Origin of the sequence: Flavobacterium sp. K5-23, from assembly GCF_023278045.1 — a bacterium.
Lineage (GTDB): Bacteria > Bacteroidota > Bacteroidia > Flavobacteriales > Flavobacteriaceae > Flavobacterium.
Map to the genome: position 1 here is coordinate 1374401 of NZ_CP056783.1, position 18100 is coordinate 1392500.

An 18100-nucleotide genomic window follows, 5' to 3' on the forward strand; every position below is an offset into this window, starting at 1 on the left:
TTAGAATTTTAAATTTCAAATAAATTTAATTCGAATAAAATTAAAAAAAGTTTTTTTATTTAAACTAAACATATAAATTTGCTCCATTACAAGTTTATTATAACTAAAAATAAATTATTTAAAACTATTAAAATTAAAAAAAATGGCAAACGTTAAAAAAGAAAGCACTTCAAACGGAGGAGGAATGGTTTCGGGACTTATTATTATGGCATGTGTTGGTGTAGGTGTTTTGATATGGAAATTTATCATGGGTAATCCTGCGAATTTTGAAGGAGGAAATGCTGAAACAGGACATCCATTAAATACGTTAGGTCAGGTTTATCATGGTGGAGCAATTGTGCCTATTTTATTAGGGATGTTGTTAATGGTTCTTGTTTTTTCTATTGAAAGATTCTTTGTTATATCTAAAGCAGCTGGTAAAACTAAATTAGATACTTTTATGACTAAGATACAAGCAAGTATTAAAGAAGGTCAAATTGATGAAGCTATTGCTGCATGTGATAAACAACAAGGTTCTGTTGCAAATGCAATAAAATCTGCTTTATTAAAGTATCAAGCTGTTAAGAAAGAAGGATTTAATAGTGAAGAAGCGTCTGAGACTATTCACAAAGAAATTGAAGAAGCTACTTCTCTTGAAATGCCTATGTTGCAAAAAAACATGACTATTATTTCATCTTTAGTTTCTTTGGGAACTCTTGTGGGATTGTTAGGTACAGTTGCGGGTATGATTAAAGCGTTTGGTGCATTAGCTGCTGCTGGAACTCCAGATCAAGCTGCTCTTGCTGCTGGTATTTCTGAGGCACTTATTAATACTGCTACAGGTATTGGTACTTCAGCTGTAGCGATTATTTCTTACAATTTCTTTACATCAAAAATTGATGACTTGACGTATTCTATTGACGAAGCTGCTGTTTCTATTGTGAATACTTACAGAAGATTCAGAGGAAGTTTGAAGCAATAATAATTTGATAATTTTATCAAATAAAAAACAAAAAGAATGGCTAAAATAAAAATAAAAAAAAATCCAGGGTCTACAGACATGACTGCGATGTGCGATGTTGCATTCCTTTTGCTTACCTTCTTTGTAATGACTTCAACAGCAAAAGTGCCTGAGGCACTTGTTGTAGACACACCTGTTTCAACAGTTCAAACTAAATTGCCTGATTCTGATTTGGCTACTTTAACTGTAGGTAAAGGAAAGGTTTTCTTTGATTTGAAAGGGAGAGAAGTTCGTATGAGAACCTTAGAATTGATGTCAGAGAAATACAGTGTAGAATTTACTGATGAGGATAAGAAGATGTTTTCAATGATGGATGACTTTGGTGTGCCAATTCTTAACCTTAAACAAATTATCGAAATGAAAGCAGGAGATAGGAGTAAAGCTGGGCAACCTGGTATTCCTATTGACTCACTTGATAATCAGTTGAAGGAATGGATCTATAATGCGCGTATCGCGAATATAGAGATAAATGATAAAGAATTGCAAGTTGCCATTAAAGGTGATGGAAAAGAAGAATATCCAGCAATTAAAAAAATTATGGATATTTTGCAAGAGCAAAAAATCAATAGCTTTAGTTTAGTTACAGGTTTAAGAGGAAAAGATTTTTAATAAAAAAAAGACACTATAATGGCTGAATTAAATACCGGCGACGGTGGAGGCGGAAAAGGTGGAAAAGTAAGAAGTAAAAAATCAAACGCAAAAGTTGATTTAACTGCCATGGTTGATTTGGCCTTTTTATTGATCACATTCTTCATGCTTACCACTACGTTGTCTAAACCTCAATCGATGAGTTTGGGGTTGCCAGATAAAGATGACGATCCTACTAAGAATAAAGATATTAAAGTAGATGAAAATCGTACCATGACGTTATTGTTAGGGGATGATAATAAGTTAGTGTACTATATGGGGTTGTTAGCAACGCCTATTGGTGGTCCTAAAGAGATGACTTTTGGTAAAGACGGAATTCGTAAAGAATTATTGTCTAGAAAAGTATCGGTTGTGGAATATACAGGAAAGAAAGACAAAGGGATAATTGTTATTATTAAACCTAGTAAGAAATCAAATTACAAAAACTTAGTTGATATTCTTGATGAAATGGCGATTACAGGTGTTGAAACCTATGCTATCGTACCTGAATTTACACCGGAGGAACAAAAATTGTTAGAAGGAAAGTAAGTATTCTTATGCCCCAATAACCTAATAATTAAGAAAAATGAAATTAGACATATTAAAAAATCAATGGCTTGAAATCGTATTCGAAGGGCGTAATAAAGTTTACGGAGCTTATGAATTAAGAAAGTCAAACAGAAAAACTACTATTAAAGCGCTTGTTCTTGGAGCTATCTTTTTTAGTTTTGCTCTGGCGGCACCTCTTATCATAGACTTAATTCCTAGTAGTGAGGATGAAAGTATTGACAGGGATATTAAAATCACTGCGATAAAATTGCCTCCTAAGAAAGAAGAGCCTAAATTAAATGTGCCACCACCACCACCACCACCACCAAAAGTGGATCAGGTAAAGTTTGTGAAGCCGGTAGTAGCTAAAGCAGCAGAAGTGACTGAAGAGCCACCGAAGATTATCGAAATGAAAGAGAAAAAAATTGGTGCTGAAACTATTAAAGGAGATCCAGATGCAGTTTTGTCTGTTGCTCCGGTTGGTACTGGTCCTAGTAAAGTAGTTGAAGAAGTTGATAATCAAATCTACAATACTGCAGGTATTGAAGTAAAACCTGAGTTTCCAGGAGGTATGGATAAATTTTACTCTTATGTTGGTAAAAACTATCGTGCTCCAGAAGAAGAAGGTTTGAAAGGTAAAGTTTATGTTACTTTCGTAGTTGAAAAAGATGGTTCATTAACAGATATTAAAGTATTAAGAGATATCGGTTATGGAACTGGAAAAGAAGCTATCAGAGTATTGAACAAATGTCCTAGATGGAATCCTGGAGTTCAAAATGGAAAACCGGTAAGAGTTCTTTATTCTTTACCGATAACTATTCAAACAGCGGATTAATGTTATACAAATTACGTAGTAATATACAGAAGAAATCGCTTAAAGAGCGATTTCTTCTCGTTTTAGGGATTTTGTTTTTCTTAGTATATATTGTCTTAGGATTATTTATTATCTTTATGAAGAATTTTCCATTAGAAATGAAGCCTTCTTATAGGTTAGCTTTTGGAATTCTACTTATTGTATACTCTTTTATCCGATTTGTTCGTATTATTAACGATAACAAAGATTAGATTATGAAAAAATTAGCCAATCTTCCGTTTTTAGTTGTTTTTGCTGTTATTTTAGTATTGTTTGCTTGTAAGCAAAATGATAATAAAGACAATGGGAAAGAAACAATTTTGAAAGGTAAAGTGACTATTATTGTAGACGAAACCCTTAAACCTATAATTGAAGATCAGATAGAGGTTTTTGAAAACAAGTATGAAGCTAAAATTACATTGGATGCTAAATCTGAAAAAGAGCTAGTGCAAGCTTTTCTTAAAGACACATCAAGTATTGTAGTTTTGTCCAGAAAATTAACGGCTGATGAGTCTAAAAAATTCGAGTTTAAAAAAATCGTTCCTAAACAAACTATTATTGGGACAGATGCCATCGCTTTTATTGCCAATAAAAACAACAAGGATACTTTGATTGCCCTTCAGGATGTAATTCATTTTATGCAAGGTAAAAGAGATTCAAAAATAAAAGGGCTGGTTTTTGATAATCCAAATTCAAGTACTGTGCGTTTTATGAATGAGTTGGCAGGACTTAAAGAAATACCTGAAAAAGGAATTTTCTCTTTTAAAATTAATGATGAAGTAATTAAATTTGTTTCTGAAAATGACGGTATGATCGGTATAGTAGGAGTAAATTGGTTGTCTCAACCATTACCTGCCATGAAGGATTATGTTAAAAAAGTCAATGTTCTTAACGTGAAGGGGCTTGCAGGCAGTGGTTATTTTGCGCCTACGCAAAATAATATTGCAGAGGGCACGTATCCTTTGGCACGTGATTTGTATATAATAAACTGTCAAGGGTACTCCGGTTTAGGAATGGGTTTTGCATCATTTGTTGCCGGGGAAGTTGGACAAAGGATAATTTTAAAATCTGGATTGTTACCCGTACGAACTCCAGGTCGAAAAATGTTAATTAGAAACGGAATTAATAATGATAAAGAAAATGAAAAAAAATAAATCAAATAAAGTTAAAATGAACAAGTTTAAAATTTTAAGTATTGCGTTTTTGGCCACTGTAACTGTTGCTCAAGCTCAGGATATAAACCAAGCCAAAAAAGCAATTGACGCTGAAAAATATGAAAGTGCAAAATCGACTTTGAAATCGATTATTAAATCTAATCCTTCTGAGGGATTTGCTTTTTTTCTTTTAGGGAACGTATATCTTGAGCAAAAAGTTGCTGATTCAGCTAAAATATCATATCAAAATGGTTTAAGTGCTAAAGATGCGGCAAATTTCAATTATATTGGACTTGGTCAACTTGATCTTAATAAAGGAGATGTTGTTGCTGCCAAAGCTAAATTTGAATTAGCTAAAAAAGATATGAGAAGAAAAGATTTTGAAGAATATGTTTATATCGCCAAGGCGTATATGAATACTTCAAAACCTGATTATAAAAATGCTATTGCAACACTAGATAATGCGAAGGAGAAGTTTGGACAAGAGCCACAAGTACTTTTAACATACGGTGATGCTTTTTACGGAGATAAAAATCAGAATGATGCATACGCTTCTTATCGTAATGCTTATCAGGCTGATAACACTTTGATTAGAGCAAAAATGCAATTAGGAGTTTTGCTTAAAGGAGCAAAAGCTTATACAGAAGCAGTTGCTGCTTATAATGAAGTTATTGCTATAAACCCTTCTTATGGTCCTGTTTATAGAGAATTAGCTGAGACGTATTATTATTGGGCTAATAATGTTCCTGGAAGATTCGATCAATATATTAAAGAAGCATTGTCATTTTATGAAAAATACATGACTATGACAGATTATTCATTGGCTTCTCGTATGCGTCATGCAGATTTCCTTATTTTAGCTGGTGATTACAAAGCTTTAGAAATTGAAGCTAATAAAATGAAGGAATTAGATAAGGTGAACCCTAGAATCTTACGTTATTTAGGATATTCAGCATATAAGAATGGTAATCCGGACTTAGCTATTAAATCAATAACAGATTTTATTGCTGCTGGAACTAATGAAATCATTGGTCTTGATCATCTTTATATTGGATTGTCTAAAATTAGTAAAGGAACCTCTGCTGATGGTACATCTGTAGATCCTGTGCTTTTCAATGCTGGTCTTGAAGATATTCGTCAGGCGGTAATTGTAGATAGTACTATGACAATTCACCTAGGTGAAGTAGGAAAAGGTTTGTATGAGAATAGATTATATAAACAAGCTGCTGCAGTATTGGAAATAGCAACATCTAATAATGAATCTAAAAGTTTTTTATATGATAATTACTATTTAGGTAACGCAATTTATTTTGATAACGCAGGTTCAGGTGTAGTAAAAGATATGGAAGCATTGAAAAAAGCGGATAAAGCTTTTGGTAACGTTATTACAGCTTCTCCTGATACTCAAGATGTATACCTTTCTCGTGCTAGAACTAATAGTTTAATGGAGAATGATGAAGCAATGATTATGTATTATCAACAATACATTGATATTGTAACTAAAAAAGGTGCTGAAGAAATGGCTAAACCTACAGTGAAGTCTAAAATGATCGAATGTTATAACACTATGGCAGCGGGTTATGCTAACTTTGATAAAGTAAAAGCTAAAGAATTTTTTGCTAAAACATTAGCAATCGATCCTACAAATAATTACGCAATTCAATCATTGAAAACTCTTAAGTAATCAAATCGATTGTATTTTTATAAAGAAAAACCGATAGTTTCAAAGCTATCGGTTTTTTTATGTCGTTATGCGAGTTACTATTATATTTATTATTTTATGCATTTTGGGATTATTAAATTGACTCCTTTTCAAATTACCTATCTTTGCGTTTTAAATTAGAATAATGTTATCAAAAGAAATACAATTAGAAGTAAATAAAGGAGCTATGTTGCCTTTGATGGAAGAGTTTTATACAATTCAAGGAGAAGGATATCATACTGGAACAGCGGCATATTTTATTAGAATTGGTGGGTGTGATGTAGGTTGTCATTGGTGTGATGTCAAAGAAAGTTGGAATGCAGAATTACATCCTCCAACAGCTGTTGATATTATAGTCGAAAATGCAAGTAAATATGCAGAAACAGTTGTTGTTACAGGTGGTGAACCTTTGATGTGGGATATGAGTTTATTGACTCGAAATCTAAAGAACAATAATAGGAAAGTACATATCGAGACTTCGGGAGCTTATCCTTTATCAGGAATATGGGATTGGATTTGTTTGTCTCCTAAAAAGAATAAACTGCCAACTCAAACCGTTTATGATAATGCAAACGAGCTGAAAGTAATAATTCATAACAAACATGATTTTATTTTTGCAGAAGAACAAGCTGCTTTAGTAAATGAAGAAGCGATTTTATTCCTTCAGCCAGAATGGAGCAAGAAAGAAGAGATGACACCGCTGATTGTTGATTACGTTATGAACAATCCAAAATGGAGGGTGTCACTGCAAACTCACAAATATTTGAATATTCCATAAATATTCAAAACATAAAAAAGCCAAACAACAATTGTTGTTTGGCTTTTTTATGTTTTGAAAAGTTAACTTTTAGATGCTTAGTCTTGCTAAATAGTCATAGTGTTCGCCTTCCTGAATCAATTCGCATTTTAATCCATTGTCATGCGCGGCATTCTGTAAAGTATTATAATCAAGATAAAGCCACGGGAATGAATCTTCTTTCTCTCCTTTGTATGTGATATTGAATTCTAGTTCGCCATAATATCCGTTTGAAGGAAGCCACTTTCCTCCATCTTCATCCTCATCAAACATATAGATAATGTCTGAAGAGTCAATTAATATTTGCCCATTAATATTTAACAGTGATTTTAATTTCTGTAGAAATTTAGGGGTGTTTTTGATGGTTCCAAAAATTCCTGTACCGTTCATAAGTAGCGTAATAGTATCGTAGGTTTCGTTTTCGATATCTAAAACATCCTGAACTCGGGCGTTTTTTAGTCCTCTAAGCTGGCATGCCTGAATTGCATTTGCAGAAATGTCAATAGAAGTTATTTCAAGATCTCGTTCGTTTTGTAAATGAAGAGCGTGACTCCCTGCTCCGCATCCCACATCAAGTGTTTTTCCTTTGACAAGATCTAGTGCTTTTTGTTCTAATAATGGCATTTCCATATAAGATCGAAATAAATAATCTACACTCATTTCATCTGCTTCAGATATGGATGTTTCCGTAATTATGTTTTCAGGGGAGTTCTTGGTTTGGAAATCAAGAATGGCTTTTCCGAAGAGGTCTTTCATTTTTATAGATTAAAGTTTACTGTTTAAGTTTAGATAGTTTATTTTTGCCGATATCAACTTTAAATTATTTTATTGAAACCTTCTTTAAACGAACTGGGAAAACTTGCCAAAGATAAGCATATCGAAAACAAAAAGTATTTCGATAAGCTTAAAAAGAAAACACCTAAGAATTTAGATTATGTAATGCAAGATATACATGATGCCGAATTTAAAAAAACGGATTGCTTAAAATGTGCCAATTGTTGTAAAACCACTGGTCCGTTATTTACTTCTGCTGACATTGAACGAGTTTCTAAATATCTTAGACAAAAACCACAACAGTTTATCGAGCAATACCTAAGGGTTGACGAAGATAAAGATTATGTGTTGCAAAGCGTGCCTTGTACTTTTTTGGATAATGAAAACGCCTGTATGATTTATGAAGTGCGTCCAAAAGCCTGTAGGGAGTTCCCGCATACTGACAGAAAGAAATTTCAGCAAATTACGGACCTTACTTTAACGAACGTATCTATTTGTCCCGCTGCCTATAATATTGTAGAAGAAATGAAAAAAAAGTTGCCGCTTTAATTGTTGTCGAATAGCTTTATATTTGTTGCTTAATCAAATCGAAAAACTTGAATTTAGAATACTTCATTGCCAAAAGACTCATAACTGCTAAGGATAACAAGAGTAGTATATCTGCACCAATTATTAAAATTGCAATATCGGCGATTTCCATAGGGATGATTATGATGATTGTTTCAGTTGCGACTGGTCTTGGTTTGCAGCAAAAAATTAGAGAGAAAATCTCGGCTTTCAACGGACACGTGATTATTTCCAACTTCGACAATAATCAATCTGATGTTACAATTGTTCCAGTTTTAACAAATCAAGATTTTTATCCCAATTTCAATTCGGTTGATGCAGTAAGTCATATACAAGCTATCGCGACCAAAGCAGGAATTATTAGAACCGAAACAGCATTCGAAGGGATTGTTTTCAAAGGGGTCGGAAATGATTATAAGTGGGATAACATCAAAGAATATATAATTCAAGGAAGGTTGCCTAATCTCAAATCTAATTTGAACGAGGAAGTGGTGATTTCTCAATTCCTTGCTGATAGGCTTAAACTTAAAGTGGGTGATGATTTCAATACTTTCTTTATGAAAGAAACCCAAAATAAATCGCCTAATCTTCGTAGATTTAATATCGTTGGTATTTTTAATTCTGGATTTCAGGAATTCGATGCTACTTATGTAATAGGTGATATTCGTCACATACAGCGGATTAATAAATGGAAGTCGGATCAGGTCGGTGCTTTTGAAGTATTTGTGACTGATTTTGATAATATCAAAGAGACGGCAGAGCAAGTTTATAAAAAAACGGGTTCGACATTGGATACTAAAAGCATCATAGAGAAATACAGTTATATATTTGAATGGCTACAATTATTCGACTTTAATATTATAGTCATATTGATTGTGATGATTTTAGTTGCTACAATAAATATGGTAGTTGCATTGTTAGTGCTTATTCTCGAGCGGACTCAAATGATAGGGATTCTAAAAGCATTAGGGGCGAGTAACTGGAGTATTAGGAAAATATTCTTATACAATGCTTCTTATCTTATTCTTCGAGGGTTGTTTTGGGGTAATCTAATCGGTATTTCTTTATTATTGTTACAGCAATACTTTGGTATAATTAAACTGAATCCAGAGAATTACTATGTCACTCAAGCTCCCGTATATTTAAATTGGGGGTATATAGGATTATTAAACCTGCTTACAATCGGAGTTTGTTTTCTAGTCTTACTGATTCCTTCTTATATAATAACAAAAATATCCCCGGTCAAAGCGATTCGTTTCGATTAATGAATCATTTGGGCGTTCCCCATTATAAAAAAAAAGAGACTATACCTATATATAAGGAATAGTCTCTTTTTTTTATAATAGGCCGGGCTATCCGTTACAAGTCCTCGTCCCGAAAAAAATCGGGACTGTGGGCTTTTCACTTCTATCCCTAACGCAACCTCGGTATCTAAACTTTGTTTTGAGACATCATTTCTTATTCATTATATAAGCAATGATATAAATCGACTTCAATATTCTCAAAGCTTCCGTTCTTCTGGAGGTTGGAATCTTTTTTTTTTTTAGTTTTAAATTTCAACAAATCCCCATCAATCTTCGCTAACCACTCTCGTAAATACTCCCTTTTCTTCGGACGCAAGAAGAGAGAGGGAAAACTTTTGCTTTCAACAGCCACGTTTTAAGCAATTTAAAATTAAAGATAAAAAAACATCAAATAAAAGCGTTTAAAAAGCTTGAATAACTGAAAAAAGGAGGTAGTTTTGCACCCGCAATAGCAAACAAGTTCTTTAATAAATTGAGTAAGCGAAACACGGGAAACCGGGTTTAAAAAGAAAGAAAAAGAGAAACGAAAGTTTCTAAAAAAAAACTTTTCAAAACGCTTGCGAGAATGAAAAGAAGTTGTACTTTTGCACCCGCTTCGAGAAACATGCTAAGTGTTTTATGAGGTTTAAAAACAAGAAGAACACGTTCCTAGACATATTGAATTGACAGCCGTTTTTGAGAGAGATTTCAAGAACACAAGAATAAAGAGTAATGAATCGAGAGATTTGAAAAAACCGATAGATCTTCAGTCAAAAATAAATAGAATCAAAGCAATTTGATTCGCATAATATACGATGAAGAGTTTGATCCTGGCTCAGGATGAACGCTAGCGGCAGGCTTAACACATGCAAGTCGAGGGGTATAGGGAGCTTGCTTCCTAGAGACCGGCGCACGGGTGCGTAACGCGTATGCAATCTACCTTTTACAGAGGGATAGCCCAGAGAAATTTGGATTAATACCTCATAGTATTACGTATAGCATCAGGATGTAATTAAAGTCACAACGGTAAAAGATGAGCATGCGTCCCATTAGTTAGTTGGTAAGGTAACGGCTTACCAAGACTACGATGGGTAGGGGTCCTGAGAGGGAGATCCCCCACACTGGTACTGAGACACGGACCAGACTCCTACGGGAGGCAGCAGTGAGGAATATTGGTCAATGGGCGCAAGCCTGAACCAGCCATGCCGCGTGCAGGATGACGGTCCTATGGATTGTAAACTGCTTTTATACAGGAAGAAACCCTCCGACGTGTCGGAGCTTGACGGTACTGTAAGAATAAGGATCGGCTAACTCCGTGCCAGCAGCCGCGGTAATACGGAGGATCCAAGCGTTATCCGGAATCATTGGGTTTAAAGGGTCCGTAGGCGGTCAGATAAGTCAGTGGTGAAAGCCCATCGCTCAACGGTGGAACGGCCATTGATACTGTCTGACTTGAATTATTAGGAAGTAACTAGAATATGTAGTGTAGCGGTGAAATGCTTAGAGATTACACATGGAATACCAATTGCGAAGGCAGGTTACTACTAATGGATTGACGCTGATGGACGAAAGCGTGGGTAGCGAACAGGATTAGATACCCTGGTAGTCCACGCCGTAAACGATGGATACTAGCTGTTGGGAGCAATCTCAGTGGCTAAGCGAAAGTGATAAGTATCCCACCTGGGGAGTACGAACGCAAGTTTGAAACTCAAAGGAATTGACGGGGGCCCGCACAAGCGGTGGAGCATGTGGTTTAATTCGATGATACGCGAGGAACCTTACCAAGGCTTAAATGTAGTTTGACCGGTTTGGAAACAGATCTTTCGCAAGACAAATTACAAGGTGCTGCATGGTTGTCGTCAGCTCGTGCCGTGAGGTGTCAGGTTAAGTCCTATAACGAGCGCAACCCCTGTTGTTAGTTGCCAGCGAGTCACGGGAACTCTAACGAGACTGCCAGTGCAAACTGTGAGGAAGGTGGGGATGACGTCAAATCATCACGGCCCTTACGCCTTGGGCTACACACGTGCTACAATGGACGGTACAGAGAGCAGCCACTACGCAAGTAGGAGCGAATCTACAAAACCGTTCTCAGTTCGGATCGGAGTCTGCAACTCGACTCCGTGAAGCTGGAATCGCTAGTAATCGGATATCAGCCCGATCCGGTGAATACGTTCCCGGGCCTTGTACACACCGCCCGTCAAGCCGTGGAAGCTGGGGGTGCCTGAAGTCGGTGACCGCAAGGAGCTGCCTAGGGTAAAACTGGTAACTAGGGCTAAGTCGTAACAAGGTAGCCGTACCGGAAGGTGCGGCTGGAACACCTCCTTTCTAGAGCCTTAGTGTTAGTTGATTTATCAACACGCTGGGGAAAGAGACGAAAAGAGAAATCGGAAACAAAAATTAAAATTTATTACTCTTGCTGTTAGTTCAAATAATACAATTTAAGAATAAAGAGTGTCTCGTAGCTCAGCTGGTTAGAGTACTACACTGATAATGTAGGGGTCGACAGTTCGAGTCTGTCCGAGACAACTATTTATACTTAAATAAAAGAAGAAATTCTAGAGTTGATAAATCACGATATACATCGTAATTCGTAATTCACAATTCATAAATAGATTGGGGAATTAGCTCAGCTGGCTAGAGCACCTGCCTTGCACGCAGGGGGTCAACGGTTCGACTCCGTTATTCTCCACTAATTTAGTAATTAGACAAAAGCCAATAGGCAAGAGTTTAAAAACTAGATAACGAAGCGATACTAATGCCTTTTGGCTATTACCTATTGCCTAGAAAAAAGTTCATTGACATATTGAGATAAGAAAATAATAAAAGTAGAAAGCAGATTTACTATTTATTTAGTAAATCGAAAAAACGGTCTTAATTGATTTTAAGATTGGTACAATAAGCAAAATAAGGGCGTATGGGGAATGCCTAGGCTCTCAGAGGCGATGAAGGGCGTGATAAGCTGCGAAAAGCTACGGGGACGAGCACACATCGATCGATCCGTAGATACCCGAATGGGGCAACCCACTATGTTGAAGACATAGTACACCGATAGGTGAGCAAACCCGCTGAACTGAAACATCTAAGTAGGCGGAGGAGAAGAAAACAAAAGTGATTCCGTAAGTAGTGGCGAGCGAACGCGGATTAGCCCAAACCAATGTTGTTACGGCAATGTTGGGGTTGTAGGACCACGTTATTTGTTGCGGATAGAATTAGAATCTACTGGAAAGTAGAGCCAAAGAAGGTGATAGCCCTGTATAAGTAATAGAAGATAACGATAGTGGTATCCTGAGTAGGGCGGGACACGAGAAATCCTGTCTGAATTTGGCGGGACCATCCGCTAAGGCTAAATACTCCTGAGAGACCGATAGTGAACCAGTACCGTGAGGGAAAGGTGAAAAGAACCGTGAATAACGGAGTGAAATAGATCCTGAAACCATACGCTTACAAGCGGTCGGAGCCCTTTCGTGGGGTGACGGCGTGCCTTTGCATAATGAGCCTACGAGTTAACGTTGCTGGCAAGGATAAGTGGTTAAGCCACGGATCCGTAGCGAAAGCGAGTCTGAATAGGGCGCTTTAGTCAGTAGTGTTAGACGCGAAACCGTGTGATCTACCCATGGGCAGGTTGAAGCTGTGGTAACACACAGTGGAGGACCGAACCGGTTGACGTTGAAAAGTCTTCGGATGACCTGTGGGTAGGGGTGAAAGGCCAATCAAACTCGGAAATAGCTCGTACTCCCCGAAATGCATTTAGGTGCAGCGTTATGCGTAAAGTTATATAGAGGTAGAGCTACTGATTGGATGCGGGGGCTTCACCGCCTACCAATTCCTGACAAACTCCGAATGCTATATAATGTTTCATAACAGTGAGGGCTTGGGTGCTAAGGTCCAAGTCCGAGAGGAAAGAACCCAGACCATCAGCTAAGGTCCCCAAATATACGCTAAGTTGAAAGAACGAGGTTTGTCTGCATAGACAGCTAGGATGTTGGCTTGGAAGCAGCCATTCATTTAAAGAGTGCGTAACAGCTCACTAGTCGAGCGGACGAGCATGGATAATAATCGGGCATAAGCGTATTACCGAAGCTATGGATTTCATATTAAATTATGGAGTGGTAGGGGAGCATTCTCACAGGGTAGAAGGTGTATCGTAAGGTATGCTGGACTGGTGAGAAAAGAAAATGTAGGCATAAGTAACGATAATGCGGGCGAGAAACCCGCACACCGAAAGACTAAGGTTTCCACAGCTATGCTAATCAGCTGTGGGTTAGTCGGGACCTAAGGCGAACCCGAAAGGGACAGTCGATGGACAACGGGTTAATATTCCCGTACTACTTATTACTGTGATGGGGTGACGGAGTGATGAAAGCGCCGCGAACTGACGGAATAGTTCGTTGAAGTACCTACCTATAAGATCTGCAGGCAAATCCACAGATCTTGGGGAAATACGATAGTACTCGGAGTCTTCGGACAAAGAGATAGTGCGCCTAAGGGCTTCCAAGAAAAACCTCTAAACTTCAGGTAATGAGTACCCGTACCGCAAACCGACACAGGTAGTCGAGGAGAGAATCCTAAGGTGCTCGAGAGATTCATGGCTAAGGAATTAGGCAAAATAGACCCGTAACTTCGGGAGAAGGGTCGCCACGCTTTACGGCGTGGCCGCAGTGAAGAGGTCCAGGCGACTGTTTATCAAAACACAGGGCTCTGCAAAATCGTAAGATGAAGTATAGGGCCTGACACCTGCCCGGTGCTGGAAGGTTAAGTGGAGATGTTATCTTCGGAGAAGCATTGAAATGAAGCCCCAGTAAACGGCGGCCGTAACTATAACGGTCCTAAGGTAGCGAAATTCCTTGTCGGGTAAGTTCCGACCTGCACGAATGGTGTAACGATCTGGACACTGTCTCAGCCATGAGCTCGGTGAAATTGTAGTAACGGTGAAGATGCCGTTTACCCGCAGTGGGACGAAAAGACCCTGTGCACCTTTACTATAGCTTAGTATTGACCTTGGACAAATGATGTGTAGGATAGGTTGGAGACTGTGAAGTGGCGTCGCTAGGCGTTGTGGAGTCATTGTTGAAATACAACCCTTTGTTTGTCTGAGGCCTAACCCCGCGAACGCGGGGGACATTGCTTGGTGGGTAGTTTGACTGGGGTGGTCGCCTCCAAAAGAGTAACGGAGGCTTCTAAAGGTTCCCTCAGTACGCTTGGTAACCGTGCGTAGAGTGCAATGGCATAAGGGAGCTTGACTGAGAGACATACAGGTCGATCAGGTACGAAAGTAGAGCATAGTGATCCGGTGGTTCCGCATGGAAGGGCCATCGCTCAAAGGATAAAAGGTACGCCGGGGATAACAGGCTGATCTCCCCCAAGAGCTCATATCGACGGGGGGGTTTGGCACCTCGATGTCGGCTCGTCACATGGCTGGAGAAGGTCCCAAGGGTTGGGCTGTTCGCCCATTAAAGTGGCACGCGAGCTGGGTTCAGAACGTCGTGAGACAGTTCGGTCTCTATCTACTGTGGGCGCAAGAAATTTGAGTGGATCTGATTCTAGTACGAGAGGACCGAATTGGACAAACCTCTGGTGTATCTGTTGTTCCATGAGCATCGCAGAGTAGCTACGTTTGGAAGGGATAAGCGCTGAAAGCATATAAGCGCGAAACCCACCACAAGATGAGATTTCTTTTAAGGGTCGTGGGAGATGACCACGTTGATAGGCTATAGATGTAAAGGCAGTAATGTCATAGTCGAGTAGTACTAATAACCCGTAAGCTTATGTACACTTTTCCCCTGCTTCGGCGGGGGGAGAAACTTTCTAAAAAATACTTTTTTCTTTATCTCAGTATGTTAAGATATTTTGTAATTGATAGTTAACTTTAGTTAATTAATAATTATGATAATTGCCCAAAGCAATTATAACAACCTTAAGGTGGTTATTGCGGCGGGGCTCACCTCTTCCCATCCCGAACAGAGTAGTTAAGCCCGCCTGCGCAGATGGTACTGCAGTTATGTGGGAGAGTATGTCGTCGCCTTTCTTTTGAAAACCCTATCCAAACCGGATAGGGTTTTTTTGTTTTTCATAGGATCGACGTGTTCGCCTAACGGCTCGGCTTGTCGTCTTTCTTTAATCTGGACTTGTTACAGATTCTAAAACCCCTTTCTGTGAAACGGTTTTTTTTATTTTATACTCTTTTGATTTTATATTAAATCCTCCCCAGGTTTTGTTCCTGATCCTGATTATTCTGTATTTTGATTTTATAAGCGGCTATTTCTTTGTTTTCTTAGGATTGAACTATATTTTTTTCTTTTATAAAAGTTAAACAGGGATTGTGAGATTTTGATTTATTGATTCATCATTTTTTTTATTTATTAAACGGATGTAATATGCAGTTGAGTCTCTTAAAATAAAACAGGAATAGGGTGTGGTTTAGCGTTCGATAGTCTTAAAAAGAGGACTTGATTGTTGCTGCAAAGTAATAACTAAGGATAGTTTAAAGGGGGTATTGGTGCTGTTTTTTTAATTTATGCAATTCAGCTTTGTGGTAACTATGGGGATTGGGTATGTTATTGTTGTTTTTAATGACGGTGTCTAGAGAAATTATTTGGATTATGAGAGAGGTTAATAGTTGTTTTATGAGTTTAGAAAGGGTCTGATATGGCTTTTTAATTGTTTAAATGATAATTTACGGCAAAGAGTATGAATTGCAAAACACACGATATCAACTATATATAGTTTTAATTGAAAAAACATAAAATAAAACGGTTCAAAAAGCTTGAATAACTGAATAAAGTGTCTACTTTTGCACCCGCAACAGCAAACAAGTTCTTACTTTTTTAATGAAAACCAAATCAAAATTAACTGAATAAAATCGGAAAAAAGATTTGTGAGATTAGAAAGAAGATAGTATCTTTGCACCCGCTTCGAGAAACACGCTAAGTGTTTTAAGAGGTTTAAAAACAAGAAGAACACGTTCCTAGACATATTGAATTGACAGCCGTTTTTGAGAGAGATTTCAAGAACACAAGAATAAAGAGTAATGAATCGAGAGATTTGAAAAAACCGATAGATCTTCAGTCAAACATAAATAGAATCAAAGCAATTTGATTCGCATAATATACGATGAAGAGTTTGATCCTGGCTCAGGATGAACGCTAGCGGCAGGCTTAACACATGCAAGTCGAGGGGTATAGGGAGCTTGCTTCCTAGAGACCGGCGCACGGGTGCGTAACGCGTATGCAATCTACCTTTACAGAGGGATAGCCCAGAGAAATTTGGATTAATACCTCATAGTATTACGTATGGCATCAGGATGTAATTAAAGTCACAACGGTAAAAGATGAGCATGCGTCCCATTAGTTAGTTGGTAAGGTAACGGCTTACCAAGACTACGATGGGTAGGGGTCCTGAGAGGGAGATCCCCCACACTGGTACTGAGACACGGACCAGACTCCTACGGGAGGCAGCAGTGAGGAATATTGGTCAATGGGCGCAAGCCTGAACCAGCCACCGCGTGCAGGATGACGGTCCTATGGATTGTAAACTGCTTTTATACAGGAAGAAACCCTCCGACGTGTCGGAGCTTGACGGTACTGTAAGAATAAGGATCGGCTAACTCCGTGCCAGCAGCCGCGGTAATACGGAGGATCCAAGCGTTATCCGGAATCATTGGGTTTAAAGGGTCCGTAGGCGGTCAGATAAGTCAGTGGTGAAAGCCCATCGCTCAACGGTGGAACGGCCATTGATACTGTCTGACTTGAATTATTAGGAAGTAACTAGAATATGTAGTGTAGCGGTGAAATGCTTAGAGATTACATATGGAATACCAATTGCGAAGGCAGGTTACTACTAATGGATTGACGCTGATGGACGAAAGCGTGGGTAGCGAACAGGATTAGATACCCTGGTAGTCCACGCCGTAAACGATGGATACTAGCTGTTGGGAGCAATCTCAGTGGCTAAGCGAAAGTGATAAGTATCCCACCTGGGGAGTACGAACGCAAGTTTGAAACTCAAAGGAATTGACGGGGGCCCGCACAAGCGGTGGAGCATGTGGTTTAATTCGATGATACGCGAGGAACCTTACCAAGGCTTAAATGTAGTTTGACCGGTTTGGAAACAGATCTTTCGCAAGACAAATTACAAGGTGCTGCATGGTTGTCGTCAGCTCGTGCCGTGAGGTGTCAGGTTAAGTCCTATAACGAGCGCAACCCCTGTTGTTAGTTGCCAGCGAGTCATGTCGGGAACTCTAACGAGACTGCCAGTGCAAACTGTGAGGAAGGTGGGGATGACGTCAAATCATCACGGCCCTTACGCCTTGGGCTACACACGTGCTACAATGGACGGTACAGAGAGCAGCCACTACGCAAGTAGGAGCGAATCTACAAAACCGTTCTCAGTTCGGATCGGAGTCTGCAACTCGACTCCGTGAAGCTGGAATCGCTAGTAATCGGATATCAGCCATGATCCGGTGAATACGTTCCCGGGCCTTGTACACACCGCCCGTCAAGCCATGGAAGCTGGGGGTGCCTGAAGTCGGTGACCGCAAGGAGCTGCCTAGGGTAAAACTGGTAACTAGGGCTAAGTCGTAACAAGGTAGCCGTACCGGAAGGTGCGGCTGGAACACCTCCTTTCTAGAGCCTTAGTGTTAGTTGATTTATCAACACGCTGGGGAAAGAGACGAAAAGAGAAATCGGAAACAAAAATTAAAATTTATTACTCTTGCTGTTAGTTCAAATAATACAATTTAAGAATAAAGAGTGTCTCGTAGCTCAGCTGGTTAGAGTACTACACTGATAATGTAGGGG

10 protein-coding genes, 3 tRNA genes and 4 rRNA genes (1 of these 17 only partly in view) are annotated in these 18100 nt (G+C 38.6%); 16 read left to right on the forward strand and 1 reads right to left on the reverse strand.

Going from position 1 to position 18100, the window contains the following annotated elements:
- Nucleotides 1-142 precede the first annotated feature (142 nt).
- The 7 genes from FLAK523_RS06045 to FLAK523_RS06075 all read left to right on the forward strand — a co-directional run bounded on the left by FLAK523_RS06045 (nucleotide 143) and on the right by FLAK523_RS06075 (nucleotide 6663).
- Complete coding sequence (locus FLAK523_RS06045; RefSeq protein WP_248907601.1) at nucleotides 143-961, forward strand: MotA/TolQ/ExbB proton channel family protein; 819 nt, start codon at nucleotides 143-145, stop codon at nucleotides 959-961.
- A gap of 36 nt (nucleotides 962-997) precedes the next feature.
- Nucleotides 998-1609 carry a biopolymer transporter ExbD gene (locus FLAK523_RS06050; protein ID WP_248907603.1) on the forward strand — a complete coding sequence of 204 codons (612 nt, stop codon included), beginning with the start codon at nucleotides 998-1000 and terminating at the stop codon, nucleotides 1607-1609.
- 18 nt (nucleotides 1610-1627) lie between these two features.
- Nucleotides 1628-2176: a biopolymer transporter ExbD gene (locus tag FLAK523_RS06055; protein ID WP_248907604.1), complete on the forward strand. Its 549-nt coding sequence runs from the start codon at nucleotides 1628-1630 to the stop codon at nucleotides 2174-2176.
- Between the two features lie 37 nt (nucleotides 2177-2213).
- Entirely contained in the window at nucleotides 2214-3011 is a 798-nt protein-coding gene (locus FLAK523_RS06060; protein WP_248907605.1) for an energy transducer TonB, read from the forward strand.
- A gap of 233 nt (nucleotides 3012-3244) precedes the next feature.
- A complete protein-coding gene (locus FLAK523_RS06065) occupies nucleotides 3245-4183 on the forward strand; it encodes a PstS family phosphate ABC transporter substrate-binding protein (RefSeq protein WP_248907606.1) in 939 nt (312 codons plus the stop codon).
- A 16-nt stretch (nucleotides 4184-4199) separates the two neighbouring features.
- A complete protein-coding gene (locus tag FLAK523_RS06070; protein ID WP_248907607.1) occupies nucleotides 4200-5867 on the forward strand; it encodes a lipopolysaccharide assembly protein LapB in 1668 nt (555 codons plus the stop codon).
- Between the two features lie 163 nt (nucleotides 5868-6030).
- A complete protein-coding gene (locus FLAK523_RS06075; protein ID WP_248907608.1) occupies nucleotides 6031-6663 on the forward strand; it encodes a 7-carboxy-7-deazaguanine synthase QueE in 633 nt (210 codons plus the stop codon).
- Between the two features lie 69 nt (nucleotides 6664-6732).
- On the opposite strand, the gene FLAK523_RS06080 is transcribed toward FLAK523_RS06075, so the two are convergent.
- Nucleotides 6733-7437, reverse strand: coding sequence for a bifunctional 2-polyprenyl-6-hydroxyphenol methylase/3-demethylubiquinol 3-O-methyltransferase UbiG (locus FLAK523_RS06080; RefSeq protein WP_248907609.1), 705 nt, complete (start codon nucleotides 7435-7437; stop codon nucleotides 6733-6735).
- Between the two features lie 72 nt (nucleotides 7438-7509).
- Between FLAK523_RS06080 and FLAK523_RS06085 the strand changes: the two genes are divergently transcribed.
- From FLAK523_RS06085 to FLAK523_RS06125, 9 genes are all read left to right on the forward strand, one after another.
- Nucleotides 7510-8004, forward strand: coding sequence for a YkgJ family cysteine cluster protein (locus FLAK523_RS06085; protein WP_248907610.1), 495 nt, complete (start codon nucleotides 7510-7512; stop codon nucleotides 8002-8004).
- Nucleotides 8005-8051: 47 nt separating this feature from the next.
- Complete coding sequence (locus FLAK523_RS06090) at nucleotides 8052-9287, forward strand: ABC transporter permease (RefSeq protein WP_248907611.1); 1236 nt, start codon at nucleotides 8052-8054, stop codon at nucleotides 9285-9287.
- 830 nt (nucleotides 9288-10117) lie between these two features.
- Nucleotides 10118-11630: ribosomal RNA gene (locus FLAK523_RS06095) — 16S ribosomal RNA — on the forward strand.
- 127 nt (nucleotides 11631-11757) lie between these two features.
- A tRNA-Ile gene (locus FLAK523_RS06100) sits at nucleotides 11758-11831 on the forward strand.
- Nucleotides 11832-11920: 89 nt separating this feature from the next.
- Nucleotides 11921-11994 (forward strand) — tRNA-Ala (locus tag FLAK523_RS06105).
- A 204-nt stretch (nucleotides 11995-12198) separates the two neighbouring features.
- Nucleotides 12199-15076, forward strand: a 23S ribosomal RNA gene (locus tag FLAK523_RS06110).
- 144 nt (nucleotides 15077-15220) lie between these two features.
- A 5S ribosomal RNA gene (gene rrf, locus FLAK523_RS06115) occupies nucleotides 15221-15330 on the forward strand.
- A 1082-nt stretch (nucleotides 15331-16412) separates the two neighbouring features.
- Nucleotides 16413-17926: ribosomal RNA gene (locus FLAK523_RS06120) — 16S ribosomal RNA — on the forward strand.
- The 16S, 23S and 5S rRNA genes sit together here with 3 tRNA genes alongside, the layout of an rRNA operon.
- A 127-nt stretch (nucleotides 17927-18053) precedes the next feature.
- Nucleotides 18054-18100 (forward strand) — tRNA-Ile (locus FLAK523_RS06125) (it continues 27 nt past the right edge of the window).

Excerpts from the sequence above, each read along its gene's own strand:
- FLAK523_RS06060 (WP_248907605.1), top strand. The coding sequence starts at position 2,214 with ATGAAATTAGACATATTAAAAAATCAATGGCTTGAAATCGTATTCGAA.
- FLAK523_RS06045 (WP_248907601.1), top strand. The coding sequence starts at position 143 with ATGGCAAACGTTAAAAAAGAAAGCACTTCAAACGGAGGAGGAATGGTT.
- FLAK523_RS06065 (WP_248907606.1), top strand. The coding sequence starts at position 3,245 with ATGAAAAAATTAGCCAATCTTCCGTTTTTAGTTGTTTTTGCTGTTATT.
- FLAK523_RS06080 (WP_248907609.1), bottom strand. The coding sequence starts at position 7,437 with ATGAAAGACCTCTTCGGAAAAGCCATTCTTGATTTCCAAACCAAGAAC.
- FLAK523_RS06070 (WP_248907607.1), top strand. The coding sequence starts at position 4,200 with ATGAACAAGTTTAAAATTTTAAGTATTGCGTTTTTGGCCACTGTAACT.
- FLAK523_RS06050 (WP_248907603.1), top strand. The coding sequence starts at position 998 with ATGGCTAAAATAAAAATAAAAAAAAATCCAGGGTCTACAGACATGACT.
- FLAK523_RS06055 (WP_248907604.1), top strand. The coding sequence starts at position 1,628 with ATGGCTGAATTAAATACCGGCGACGGTGGAGGCGGAAAAGGTGGAAAA.
- FLAK523_RS06075 (WP_248907608.1), top strand. The coding sequence starts at position 6,031 with ATGTTATCAAAAGAAATACAATTAGAAGTAAATAAAGGAGCTATGTTG.